We start from the raw sequence: 12845 nt of genomic DNA, 5'->3' as shown, positions 1-12845 counted from the left end.
ATCCTGGCATCGCCGCACGCTCGGTGTATGAATCATCAACTGGCGACAAGCGTGGCCGTTGTCGGGGTGTTGTATGCGGCGCGCCGCTACTTCCGGGACTGGAACACCACCAAAGAGGAGTCGCACGGCGCGCTTGCCGGTGACGCTCTCATGGCGCGGCCGATGATGCAGGCCACGGAGGCGGTCTGGATCGACACCGACGCTGAACTGGTATGGCCGTGGCTTGTGCAAATGGGGCAGGACCGCGGTGGTCTCTACAGCTTCACGCGGCTGGAGAATGCCGCAGGGTTGCACTATCGCAACGCTGACCGCATACATCCCGAATGGCAGAAGCTCAGGGTCGGTGACTGTGTCCGCCTGGCACCTCCGGGGTGGCTCGGTCTCGGCGACGGCGTCGCATTGGAGGTCGCCGACGTCGATGAACCCGCCGCGATCGTCCTGCGCGCGACTCCACCGGCGTCGCGGTGGGAGATGGTGTGGTCCTTCCATCTGGTGCCGCACGGGCAGGACCGCTGCCGGCTTATCGTCAGATCACGGCTCGCGCTCAGGCATCCTGGCGATGTCTTGTGGGCCGAACTGTTCGGGCCGGCCCGTGCGTTCCTCACGCGGGGCATTCTGATCGGCATCAAGCGGCGCGCGGAGTCCCAGCCGCCTGCGAAGGCGCCCAAGAGCGTTGTGCAACAGTGATGTTCGAACCTTTCTGGCCGCTGACGTGCCGCGTTGCCATGCCGGTTGCCGTCGGCTGGTCGACGGGGCATCGCCGAGGGCAGGGGAGGCCGCGACGCTCGCCGCGCGTCATAGGTGGGGGACTTTCGCCAGTGAAATGGGGACCAAAGACTGTGGGAAGCGCCGTCGATCGTCCGTAGCGTCGGTTCGCAGCGGTCAGCGGCATCGCCCGAACGGAGACTCGTCGTGAACTCACACCTGGCATCGAAGCCCCACGGCATTGTGGCCGCCGTCGACGGTTCTGCGGGATCCCGCACGGCGGCGGTCTGGGCGGCGCGAGAGGCCGCGATGCGTGGCCTCCCCCTGACGGTGGTTCACGCACAGACGCTGGACGACCTCATTGTTTGGGCGGACTGGCCGGTGCCCGAGGAGTACCTCACAGCCCGTGCCAAGCAGGTTGCCGAGGTGATGAACGCCGCGCTCGGCGTGGTGCATGCGGCATTGGCGGGTGGACGGGCAGTACCGGTCAAGGAGATGGTGGTCCCGGGTTCGGACGCGCAGGTGTTGATCGATGTCTCGAAAGAGGCCGACATGATTGTCGTCGGGCGTCGGGGTCTGGGAGCCCTGGAGGGACTGCTGCTCGGGTCCACAAGCTTTGCACTGGTCCATCATTCGCATTGCCCGGTGGTGGTGCTCCACGACGGCGGGGATGAGGTGGGGCCGATGCCGCCGGCCTCGGCGCCGATTGTCGTCGGAGTGGATGGCTCGCCTGCCTCGGAACAGGCGGTCTCCATCGCCTTCGAGGAGGCGTCGTTTCGGAATGTCGAACTCATCGCCGTGCACACCTGGATGAATCCCGCCGACTTTTATGTCGATTTCGATTCGACGGCGGCGGCCGATCAAGCTTCGGAGGAACTGGCCCAGCGCTTGGCGGGATGGGGCGAACGTTACCCCGATGTCGTGGTTCGCCGCGTTGTCGGGCAGGACAATCCGGCACATCGGCTGATCGAGGAATCGCGCGACGCACAATTACTCGTTGTGGGCAGTCGCGGCCGGGGCGGTTTCGCCGGGATGCTTCTGGGTTCGGTCAGCTGGGCGGTAGCCCAGGCTGCGCGGGTGCCGGTGATGGTGGCGCGTCCTTCCTGACCACGACACCGGCGCCCGGTAGGGGCGTTCGACCGACGGTGGGGACTTTTGACTCTGCTGCCGCGTCGGGCAGCCGACGACGATGAGGTGACCACGGTCAGACGTCGAAGGTATCGGAGTCCAGCCCATGCAGACTGCAACGCTTCCCCTCATGGTCTGGCTTCGGCGCTTGATGCTGCCCCACCCGCTCGTGCGCGCTGCAGACCGTATCGAATCGGCGGCGATCCTGGTGATCGCCGTACTTGCACTGCTCGCCGTACCGGTGGCCGGAGCCGTCGGCACGGCGCAGTATGACCATTTGCGACATACCTTTGCCGCCGACCGCGAGGCTCTGCATGAGGTGCGCGCCAGCGCGGTCAGTGACAGTCGCACCGATCCCGGCGGCTATCAGACGTCGTATCGCACGGACGTTCAATGGGTGTTCGGCGGCGAGCTGCACCGCGCGGAGATCGTGACGCCGGGCATGTCCGGCGGTGAGGAGATGGTGCTGCAGGTCGACGACGAGGGCCACCCCGCGGGACCCGTGCCAAGTGACCAGGACGCCGCGGTGGAAGCGGTGATGACGGCCGTGTTGGTGTGGTCGGCCGTGGTGGGCGTCGCACTCGCGGTCGGGGTGATGGTGCGTATTCGATTGAATCTGACCAGATTTGCAGCTTGGGACCGTGAGTTGACAGATCTGGTCGGCGACGGAGGTCACCAGTCGAACGGCCCGAGTTGACCGTCACCTCGGTGCTCAACGGCGTATTTGAAACTGGGAAAGGAAACCTGATGAACGCGATTGTCCATCCCCGCCGAGGCATCAAGGACCTGGCCATCACCAACGGGTTGATGGACACGCACTCCATCCCGACAACGATCGGGCTGGTGGCCGACGAGCAGATCGACTCCGCCTGCGACGTTTTCAAGGATGCGTCACACTCCGAAGCGTTGAAGGTGCTGAGGACGGCGATCCCATGAGGGCAGCGCTGTGGTTCGATGACGGGCCGGTCGTCGTGGGCATGGACGGCTCACACGCCGCGCTGAATGCCATGCGGTGGGCCGCTGAGGAGGCCCTTGCGCTCCACAGGTGCCTTCGGCTGGTGCACGCGGTCGTTGCGCCGTCCGAGGGTGCCGTGCCAGCGGTTGATGAGGACGCAGTGCTGGTGCAGGCTGCACGGCTTGCGCAGGCCTCGTCGGGTCAGTTGCGGGTACAGACGGCGGCGATCGTCGGAGACCCCTGTGCGGTGCTACTGCGCGAATCTGAGGAGGCGGCGCTGGTGTGCCTCGGCGCGGAGGCGCCACGATTGCCGGGGCAGCGCCCGTTCGGCGTCGTCGCCGAGGCGTTGGCGGGCGAGGCCGGGTGCCCGGTCGCTGTGATCCGGTCCCGCCCTGACGGCACCCCGCAGATCGACGGCGTCATCTCGGTGGTGTTGGACGATAGCCCTGACAATGAGGATGTGCTTCGTGTGGCGATGCACGAGGGGCGGGTGCGTCGCGCCGTGGTGCGACAGATCGACCAGCGCGCTGATAGTTGGGTGCGCCGGTACCCGGATGTGCGGGTGGAGATCGTCGCCGCCGGGACAGGGCAGCAGTACCGGCGGGATGACTCCCACAGCAGCAGTGTGGGATTGGCCGTCGTCGGTCGCAGCGATTCCGACGCGGCGGCCTCCGGGCGCGTTTCCGGGTGTCATGCCATCCCGAACTATCCTGATTGCTCGGTGTTGATGGTGCGCCGCCGCTTGGGTGCGGCGCTGCATGCCCAGCTTCACCAGTAATCGGGACACATAGTTCTTCACCGTTTTCTCGGAAAGGAACATGCGCTCGGCGATCTGCTTGTTGGTCAGTTCCTCACCGGAGTCGGGCCATCAATGCTGCCGCGCCGCGGTTGTCGAGCAGTGAGCGGCCCGCGCCCACATCCTTGACCGCCTGGGCCAGCGCCAGCCCTTTGATGTCTTTGATCACGAAACCGCTGGCGCCGGCGAAAACGGCGTCGAGCATCGCCTCGTCGGAGGTGTGGGAAGTCAGCATCAGGCAACGTAGTTCGGGCAACTCGGCGCACAGATCAACACGTCGAAACAGAGATCAGCTGCCCCGGCGTCCCGGCTGACGTCGAGGAACTCCGCGATCCCGGTGGCCCGGATGCCGGGAACGACTGCCAGACCGATCCGATGCCGTTGGCGGGCCAGGTAATTCAGGATGTTTCCCGGTGTGGCTTCGACCCGGACATCGAGTTGGGAGTGGTGAGCCCGAAACGGAGTCAGGTGGCGCTGCCAGGCCGCGCGGACCATCCGGGCCTTGGCCGCCTGCGCCCGGTTGTCATAGACGTCGGGATATCGCGACGGCCAGGTGGCCACGACCCGCAATGGACGCCTGCGCAGCATCGCTTCCTCGACGGCATATCCGAGCACGCCGTCACCGGTGGGGAATTCGCCGACCTCGGCGACAACCCAGCGAGAATTGTCGGTCTGGCTGGAATCGGAATGGATGATCGCCACTGCGCAATTCGTGCGCGACGGGAGCGCCGCGGCAGTGGAGCCGAGGCGCCCGATCCCGCCATGGCGACGTCCGACAGAGCCCAGACAGAGCATGGCGGCCGTGCGTGACTGCTGGATGAGGACGTCGACCGGTTCGCCGCGCAGGACATGGGCTTCACACCTGACAGCGTGTGTACGGGTGTGGATGAGAGCGAGCATCTCGTGCACGAGCGCATCCGCATCATTGGTGCTGCGGGGATCCTGGAGGCCGGCGACGACGTGGATCAAGCGCAGCGGCAGGTCTCGGGCCGAGGCCTCCTCGATCGCCCACAGCGCCGCGGCGGCGGACGAGGGGGAGCCGTCGATGCCGACGAGGACGGCCTGCGAGCTCGGCATCACGGTCAGGTCTCGCGCTGGAGCACATCGTCGACGCGACGGCGGGGTGTCAGCGGGCCCGGTCGGGCAAGGGAGGGTGCGCATCCCACGCGCACGAGGACTTGCGGTATGAGGGCCGCATCGGTCACTGCGGCGACGATGTCGCGGCTTGCGGGGATCTCGGTCAGATGCGACAGGGTGCAGGTGGCGAACCCCGCGAGGGTCGCATCCAGCAACAGCGAGGACAGTCGTTCTCCGCAGGCCACCGCATCCTCGCGCGTGGCTTCTTCTGTCGAGAGGACCACCACCCTGGCGTGGTCCGTCTGGACGGTGCTGCGGCGGTCATGATCACCCGAGGAGGGGAAATCCCTGCCGATGTCGACGCGTTCGCTCTCCGTCGGCGAGAGCAGGGTCGCGGTGGGAATTCCCTCAGCGACGACGACGTCGGCGGTCCAGCCGAGAAGCTCAGCGTGGTAAAGCGAGTCGTAGCGGCGGATGGCCCGCACCAATTTGGAGGCTCTGGCCAGTTCGCCGTGAAGCTCATCGGGGACGAGGTGCAGGTGCACCCCGGATGCGACGAGGGGGTCGGTGAGTTCGGCGATGAAATCGTTCCAGTCCGGCGGTGCGGTGAACGGCAGCCGATCGGTGTGCCGGCGCAGGATGGCCCGGGCCCGGTCGAGATGGGCGTCGGTGACAAAGTCGACCGGAGTGAAATCGATGGATGCCAGGTGATCGCGGTAATTCGGGTTGGGGAAACGATCGACGTTGGCCCGCCACCCCGCCGCGGCCATCGCCACCCGGAAGTGATCGAGGACCGCGCCGCAGCTGATGAGCAGCTCGCGTCCGGTGGGGTCCGTGTATTTCGGTGCCGGCGCGGCGTCGAGGAACAGGTCGACGGTGGAACCTCTACAGACAAAGCGCCAGGGCTGGCTGTTGTGCAGCGAGGGCGCCCGGCACGCCAAAGCGACTGCATCCCTGATGACATCGATGTCTACGATTGCGTCTCGCATCGCTGGACCTCCGTCTGCGTTCCTCCCACCCTGCACCGATGCCGCGCACTCGAACCAGGGCCAATGGTCCCCAACGCGGGCTTACCGCCGAGAATCCCTGATTCTCGGGTCGATGTCCTTGAGCGAGGCCGAGGGACTTATGCCTCTGGTCGCGCGCGTGGTCGAAGTCGAACATGGATCCCGGGAACCGCAGTGAGGAGCTCGGGTGATGACGGAGCCGATCTTTGTCGATCCCCGCGACCGGGACGCCGTGTTGATCGAACTCGACTCTGTGATCGCCGGGGCACGCCTGCAGCGCAGGCCCTACCACCGCACCCGTGAGTTCGTTCGTGAGCTGTCCGCGGCAGGGGTTGCCGCGGCGGTGTACTGCGCAGCCGGCGGCTCCACGCCGAAACTGTCCTCGACCGGACTCACCGGCGTGTTCACCGCCGTGGTGGACGGTACGGCTACCACGGCCGCCGAACGGCTCGGTCTTTCGCCGAATCGTTGTGTCATCGTCGATCACACCGTGTCCGGGGTCGCGGCCGCGCATGCGGCCGGTTTCGGACTCGTGCTCGGCGTCGCGCACGAAGGTAAGGGTGAGGACCTCCTCGAGGCCGGGGCCGACGCGGTGGTACCTGACATCGTCACGGTCAATGTGCGGAGCGGATTCGCCCGGGTCAGCGACATGCCCGACGCCCTGTCGGCGTACGACGAGTTCGCCTCCCTGGCCGCGACCAGACGGCCGGTGGTCCTGCTTGACTTCGACGGCACCCTATCGACCATCGTGGATGATCCGACCGCGGCGGAACTGTTGCCACAGGCCGCCGACATCGTCCGATCTCTTGTCACGCACTGCCCGGTCGCCGTCCTGAGCGGACGCAGCCTCGACGACATCCGCGCCCGCGTCGGAGTCGACGGTCTGTGGTACGGCGGCACCCATGGCGTCGAGCTGGTGTCCCCAGAGGGCGTGACACTCCAGAACCCGATGATCGGCGGTGCCGCCGCCCCGTTGCGGCCCGCGATGACCGAGCTGACCGCCCAGCTCGGGCCGGTGTCAGGGGTCTATATCGAAGACAAACAGTTCGCGATCGCGGTGCATTACCGCAACGTCGCGCCCGAGGCAGTCGACCGGGTGATCGCCGTGGTGCGCAACGTCGCCCGAGGTCACCGTCTCCGCGTAACCGTGGGACGCAAGGTGGTCGAGATCGGTCCCGACGTCGCCTGGGACAAAGGGCAGGCGGTGAACTGGATTCTCAACCAAATCGACGGGACCGACCTGGTATTACCGATCTACATCGGCGACGACAGCACCGATGAGGACGCCTTCGATGTGCTGCGCCACACCGGCGTGGGAATCGCCGTGCGCCACAACGTCTCTGATATCCGCCGATCCTCGGCGCGCTTTGCGCTGGCCGACCCGGAGGCGGTGTGCGCATTCCTGGACCGGCTCAACGACCAACTCAGCGCCGACGCCGACGGTCCCGACGACGCCTGGATGCTGACGTTCACCGGCTATGATCCCCATCAGGAGAGGCTCCGAGAAACGCTGTGCACGAACGGAAACGGCTACTGCGGGGTGCGGGGCGCCGCGCCCGAAAGTGGCGCAGGGGAGTTCCATTATCCCGGCCACTACGTCGCCGGTATCTACAACCGGCTGACCGACACCGTGCAAGCGACATCGGTCACCAACGAAAGCTTGGTGAATCTGCCCAACTGGCTGCCGGTGACATTCCGGATCAACGGAGGGGACTGGTTCGACCCCGATCGCTGCCCGCCGAAGTCCTATCAGGTGACCTTCGATCTGCGTCGCGCGCTGCAGACCCGCGTGCTCACCGTTCGCGACCAGCACGGGCACACCACCGAGGTGATACAGCAACGGTTCACGAGCATGGAGCGGCCGCATGTGAGCGCGATGCGCACCGTGGTGCGCGCCCTGGACTGGTCGGGGTTGCTGGAGTTGCGATCGAGCATCGACGGCGCTGTCACCAATTCCGGTGTCGAACGCTACCGGGAGTTGTCCAGCCGGCACCTGCGCGTCACCGACATGCGGACACTGGGCGAGGACGGCCTTGTGCTGGCCGTGGAGACAACCCAGTCGAAGATCCGAGTAGCACTCGCGGTGAAGAACACCCTCCGCTACGACGCCTCCGACGGGGGCAACCACCACCTTCGACACGGCCCGGTCGTGGGAGACCTGACCATCGGTCACGATTTCGCCGTCAGCATCGACGCGGGCGAAGACGTCACACTCGACAAAATCGCCTACACCTACACCAGCCGTGACCACGGGATCGGCGAACCGGTCGACGCCGCGACCGGCGAACTCGACCGCACGCCAGATTTCGCGGAGCTCCAGCGCGGCCACCAGCTGGCATGGGCGCACCTGTGGGACCGCTTCGCCATCACGGTGGGCCACGACCCCGAGGTCTCGCGGATCGTCCGGTTACACCAAGTCCATCTGCTCCAGACGCTCTCGCGCCACACGGCCGACCTCGATGCCGGTGTCCCGGCACGCGGACTGCATGGTGAGGCCTACCGGGGACACGTCTTCTGGGATGAGTTGTTCGTCTTCCCGGTCACCAATCTGCGCATGCCCGAGGTGACCCGCTCACTGTTGATGTACCGGTACCGGCGGCTTCCCGCAGCGCGTATCGCCGCTCGTGAACGCGGCTACCGCGGCGCCATGTTTCCCTGGCAATCCGGCAGCAGCGGCAGCGAAGAGAGCCAGCAACTGCACCTCAATCCGCAGTCCGGGCACTGGAACCCGGACCCGAGCGCTCGCGCGCACCACGTCGGCATCGCGGTGGCCTACAACATCTGGCAGTACTACCAAGCGACCGGCGATTCCGGATTCGCGGTCGACTACGGCGCGGAGATGCTGTGCGAAATCGCCCGGTTCTGGGCCAGCCTGGCCAGACTCGATCCCGACCGCGGCAGGTATGTGATCACCGGGGTCATCGGTCCTGACGAGTTCCACTCCGGCTACCCGGGCCGCCACTACGACGGAATCAGCAACAACGCCTATACCAACCTGATGGCCGTCTGGGTGATCCTTCGCGCCCTGGAGGGCCTGGACCGGCTACCGCTGTCCTACCGGCTGGCGTTGCTGGAGAAACTGGGCATCGACGATGACGAACTCGTGCGCTGGGAAGACGTCAGCCGCAGAATGTTCGTGCCGTTCCACGACGGAGTGATCAGTCAATTCGAAGGCTATGAGAATCTGCGCGAGCTCGACTGGGACGGCTACCGTCACCGCTACGGCAACCTCCAACGGCTCGACCGCATCCTCGAAGCCGAAAACGACAGCGTGAACAACTACAAGGCCGCCAAACAGGCCGACACTCTGATGCTGTTCTATCTGCTGTCGGCCGACGAACTCTACGAGTTGTTCGACCGCCTCGGCTACGCCTTCTCGCCGGAGCAGATCCCCGCCACCATCAACTACTACCGGGCGAGGACGTCGCACGGATCGACGCTGAGCGCGGTGGTGCACGCCTGGGTGACAGCGCGCGGCAACCGCGCCGAAGCCATGCGGTATTTCCAGCAGGCGCTGGACTCCGACGTCGTCGACATCCAGCGGGGTACCACCGCCGAAGGCATCCATCTGGCCGCCATGGCCGGCAGCATCGATCTTTTGCAACGCTGTTTCACCGGGTTGGAGCTGCGCGGCGACCGCATCGTCGTAGGTCCACTATGGCCGCAAGCGTTGGGCGGGTTGGCCTTCCCGTTCCGCTACCGCGGACATCGGCTCCGCCTCAGCGTCGCCGGCCGTGGATTCACCCTCAGCGCCGAACCTGGTGAGGCGGGGCCAATCGTCGTGGAATGCCGTGGCCACTGCCAAACGTTGGTGGCCGGTGCTACCGTCCGCTTCACCCAATAGCGACTCCGACACGTGCCCGAACCGGGTTGCGGGGCAAAAAACCGCCGTGCGTTGTCAGCGTTGCCCTTCGGCGCACAAACAAGTGACTTTATGCCACAGACATGCGAGGGTGGCCCCACCTACGGTCGTGACATGGCTGACGTAGCCGTACCTTCCGTTCTCTCGGTGACCGAGTGCGGGGAAAACGGCACCTCATCCGTATCCACCCGCGCAACGTCACCGGCCGACGATTCCAGTTCGCGGCCGGAGCCACCGCAGCATCCGCTGCTGAAGATCCTTTTCGGGATGATCCCGTAGGAAGGCGGGCCGCCATGACCACCACACAACGCGCCAACCGAGAACGTCCGCGGCGGGTCTTTCGCGACCGCAGGGAAGCCGGCCGGGTGCTCGCCGACCTACTTGGCGCCTACCGTGGCCGCGACCGCGTGATCGTGCTCGGCCTCGCCCGCGGCGGCATCCCGGTCGCCTGGGAGATCGCCGCAGCACTGGCGGCGCCGCTGGACGCCTTCATCGTGCGCAAACTCGGCGCTCCGGGAAATGACGAATTCGCAATGGGCGCCCTGGCCAGCGGCGGTCGGGTGGTCCTCAACGACGACGTGGTACGGGCACTGCGGGTTTCGCCCCAGCAAGTGCGTGACGTCGCCGAACGTGAAGGCCGAGAACTGCTGCGACGGGAAGCCGCCTACCGCAGCGGACGACCGCCGCTGGACCTGGCCGGCAGGACGGTGATCCTCGTCGATGACGGACTGGCCACCGGGTCAACCATGATGGCCGCCGTCCAGGCGATACTAGAGATGAGTCCTCGTGAAATCGTCATCGCCGTGCCGGCGGCACCGGAGTCCACCTGTCGAGAGTTCGCTCGGATCGTCGATGACGTGGTGTGCGCGTCGATGCCCACACCGTTTCTCGCCGTAGGCGAATCCTTCTGGGATTTCACGCAAGTCAGTGACGACGAGGTGCGCCGGCTACTCGCCACACCGACCACCGGGCTGGCCACCGCCGCCCGCCGTCTGGCCGAGACGCCCGCCGAGGTCATCGACCGCGCCGCGATCGACGCGCCGTCCGGTGTGCCGCCGCGTGAGGCACTTGAGGAACTGATCGGCGACGCCCGTGTGGTGCTCATCGGCGAAAGTTCACACGGCACAGAGGAGTTCTACGCCGCCCGTGCCGAGATCACCAAGTGGCTGATCGAGGAAAAGGGGTTCTGCGGCGTTGCCGCCGAAGCGGACTGGCCTGATGCCTACCGGGTGAACAGGTACGTGCGAGGGCAAGGCAGCGACATCTCGGCTGACGCCGCGCTCAGCGGGTTCGAACGCTTCCCCGCGTGGATGTGGCGCAACACCGTGGTGCGCGATTTCGTGGATTGGCTGCACCGCCACAATGGGCGCCAGCGCGGCCTCGGCGCCCGCGAAGCGGGCTTCTACGGCCTTGACCTGTACAGCATGCACCGTTCGATGCGCGAGGTGGTCGACTACCTGGACAGCGTTGATCCCGCTGCCGGGCAGCGGGCACGCGAAAGGTATGCCTGCTTCGACCGCGCCTCCGCCGACGACGGGCAGGCCTACGGGTTTGCCGCAGCCTTCGGCGCCGGCCTGTCCTGTGAACGGCAGGCGGTCGAACAACTCGTCGAAATGCAGCAGTCCACGTTCGACCACGTGTTGCGCGACGGCATGTCGGCCGAGGATGAACACTTCCACGCACAGCAGAACGCCCAGCTCGTGCGCGACGCCGAAGCCTATTACCGCGCCATGTTCGGCACCCGGGTCAACTCTTGGAACCTGCGTGACCGGCACATGGCACAGGCTCTCGACGCGCTGCTGGCTCATCTGGACCGGCGCACGGATGGTCGCGCGCGCTTGGTGGTGTGGGCACACAATTCTCACGTCGGTGACGCCCGCGCCACCGAGGTCGGCGGCGACGGGCAACTGACCGTGGGGCAATTGGCACGCCAACGCTACGGCGAGCGTGCCCGGCTGATCGGGTTCACGACTTACGCCGGCTCAGTGACCGCGGCCAGTGACTGGGGTGCAATCGCAGAACGCAAGGTGGTGCGCCCCGCCCTCAACGGCAGTGTGGAAGAACTGTTCCACGAAGTCGACAGGCCGGCCTTTCTGATCTCCTCACTGCTGACCCGTGCGGCGGCCCAACCGCTGGACACCATCCGGCTCGGACGTGCGATCGGCGTGATCTACCTGCCCGCCTCCGAGCGGCAGAGCCACTACTACCATGTCCGTCCCGGCGAGCAGTTCGACGCGATCATTCACATCGACCGAACCACCGCGCTGCAACCCCTGGAGGTCACCAGCGGGTGGATTGCCGGGGAGACACCCGAGACCTACCCCTCCGGGTTATGAGCCGCCCAGACATCGTCACGCTGACGGTGAATCCGGCTCTCGATGTCACCGCTGCCGCCGAAAAAGTCGTTCCCACCGAGAAGATCCGTTGTCAGGCCGAGCGTTACGATGCCGGCGGCGGCGGCCTCAACGTCGCACGGTTTGCCACCGCGCTGGGCGCGGCGGTGGCCGCGGTGTACACCGCCGGCGGCGCGACCGGGACCCGCATCACCGAAATGCTCGCCGCCGAAAACGTCTCCGGCACGGCGATTCCCATCAAGGGCCCCACCCGGGAAAGTTTCACCGTCAACGAACTATCGACCGGAAGGCAATACCGATTCGTGCTCCCTGGACCCACGCTGACCGCCGGGGAGCAAGCCCAATGTCTCGATGCGCTTCGGCGGGCCGCCGCCGAAGCACAATTCGTGGTCGCCAGCGGAAGTCTGCCACCGGGCGTGCCACCGGACTTCTACCAACTCGTCGCCGGCCTGTGCGCGGACCTCGGTGCCCGGCTCATCCTCGACACCTCCGGAGGCGGATTGACGCACATCAGCTCCGGAGTTTTTCTGCTCAAACCCAGCGTCCGGGAACTGCGCGAGTGCGTGGGCCACGAGGTCGACACAGTCGAAGGGCAACGCAGCCGCGCGCGCCCTGATCGATCGTGGCGTGGCAGAAACCATCGTGGTGTCCCTGGGTGCAGGCGGGGCGCTTCTGGTCACCTCTGCTGTGAGCAAACACTTTTCGGCGATTCCGGTGACCACGGTCAGTGGTGTCGGTGCCGGCGACGCGATGGTCGCCGGCATTACCTTAGGACTTACCCGCAGATGGGATCTGCCGCATGCGGTCCATTACGGGATCGCCGCAGCGACAGCCAAGCTGAGCACTGTCGGCACCTCGGCGTTTCGCCGCGACGAGGTCGATCGTTTGTTCGGCCTGCCGTCTGCGCCTTGCGCAAATTAGCGTTGATCTTGTGTGCCCTGGCCCGATCGGTGGCACCATG

10 protein-coding genes and 2 pseudogenes are annotated in these 12845 nt (G+C 66.2%); 9 read left to right on the top strand and 3 right to left on the bottom strand.

The window, feature by feature from the left end; translation table 11 throughout:
* The first annotated feature begins 27 nt into the window (after nt 1–27).
* The 5 genes from BST38_RS19460 to BST38_RS19440 all read left to right on the top strand — a co-directional run bounded on the left by BST38_RS19460 (nt 28) and on the right by BST38_RS19440 (nt 3566).
* On the top strand, nt 28–687 hold the full coding sequence (locus BST38_RS19460) for an SRPBCC family protein (protein ID WP_083145102.1): 660 nt from the start codon (nt 28–30) through the stop codon (nt 685–687).
* A gap of 225 nt (nt 688–912) precedes the next feature.
* The gene (locus BST38_RS19455) at nt 913–1812 is read left to right on the top strand and encodes a universal stress protein (RefSeq protein WP_083145101.1); all 900 of its coding nucleotides are present in this window, start codon (nt 913–915) and stop codon (nt 1810–1812) included.
* Between the two features lie 127 nt (nt 1813–1939).
* The gene (locus BST38_RS19450; RefSeq protein WP_083145100.1) at nt 1940–2530 is read left to right on the top strand and encodes an Rv1733c family protein; all 591 of its coding nucleotides are present in this window, start codon (nt 1940–1942) and stop codon (nt 2528–2530) included.
* A 50-nt stretch (nt 2531–2580) separates the two neighbouring features.
* Nucleotides 2581–2769 carry a hypothetical protein gene (locus tag BST38_RS19445; protein ID WP_083145099.1) on the top strand — a complete coding sequence of 63 codons (189 nt, stop codon included), beginning with the start codon at nt 2581–2583 and terminating at the stop codon, nt 2767–2769.
* On the top strand, nt 2766–3566 hold the full coding sequence (locus tag BST38_RS19440; RefSeq protein ID WP_083145098.1) for a universal stress protein: 801 nt from the start codon (nt 2766–2768) through the stop codon (nt 3564–3566). The genes BST38_RS19445 and BST38_RS19440 overlap by 4 nt, the downstream gene beginning before the upstream one ends.
* Here the strand turns inward: BST38_RS19440 and BST38_RS29895 are convergent.
* The 3 genes and pseudogenes from BST38_RS29895 to BST38_RS19425 all read right to left on the bottom strand — a co-directional run.
* Nucleotides 3525–3855: pseudogene (locus BST38_RS29895) on the bottom strand (response regulator transcription factor); the annotation flags it as partial. The gene BST38_RS19440 and the pseudogene BST38_RS29895 overlap by 42 nt on opposite strands.
* Complete coding sequence (locus tag BST38_RS29890; protein WP_165761614.1) at nt 3819–4661, bottom strand: universal stress protein; 843 nt, start codon at nt 4659–4661, stop codon at nt 3819–3821. The pseudogene BST38_RS29895 and the gene BST38_RS29890, both read right to left, overlap by 37 nt.
* A gap of 5 nt (nt 4662–4666) precedes the next feature.
* Nucleotides 4667–5650, bottom strand: a complete 984-nt coding sequence (locus tag BST38_RS19425) for an Acg family FMN-binding oxidoreductase (RefSeq protein ID WP_083145096.1) — start codon at nt 5648–5650, stop codon at nt 4667–4669.
* 208 nt (nt 5651–5858) lie between these two features.
* Here BST38_RS19425 and otsB point away from each other — a divergent pair, with 208 nt between their 5' ends.
* The 4 genes and pseudogenes from otsB to BST38_RS19410 all read left to right on the top strand — a co-directional run bounded on the left by otsB (nt 5859) and on the right by BST38_RS19410 (nt 12805).
* Nucleotides 5859–9512, top strand: a complete 3654-nt coding sequence (gene otsB / locus BST38_RS19420; protein WP_083145139.1) for a trehalose-phosphatase — start codon at nt 5859–5861, stop codon at nt 9510–9512.
* Between the two features lie 132 nt (nt 9513–9644).
* Nucleotides 9645–9809: a hypothetical protein gene (locus BST38_RS29405; RefSeq protein WP_165761613.1), complete on the top strand. Its 165-nt coding sequence runs from the start codon at nt 9645–9647 to the stop codon at nt 9807–9809.
* Nucleotides 9810–9823: 14 nt separating this feature from the next.
* Nucleotides 9824–11866 carry an erythromycin esterase family protein gene (locus tag BST38_RS19415; RefSeq protein WP_083145095.1) on the top strand — a complete coding sequence of 681 codons (2043 nt, stop codon included), beginning with the start codon at nt 9824–9826 and terminating at the stop codon, nt 11864–11866.
* A pseudogene (locus BST38_RS19410) lies at nt 11863–12805 on the top strand (1-phosphofructokinase family hexose kinase). The gene BST38_RS19415 and the pseudogene BST38_RS19410 overlap by 4 nt, the downstream one beginning before the upstream one ends.
* The last annotated feature ends 40 nt before the right edge of the window (nt 12806–12845 follow it).

The sequence above is a fragment of the Mycolicibacterium parafortuitum genome, assembly GCF_002086815.1.
GTDB lineage: Bacteria > Actinomycetota > Actinomycetes > Mycobacteriales > Mycobacteriaceae > Mycobacterium > Mycobacterium parafortuitum.
This window is presented reverse-complemented; position numbering and strand designations above follow the sequence as displayed.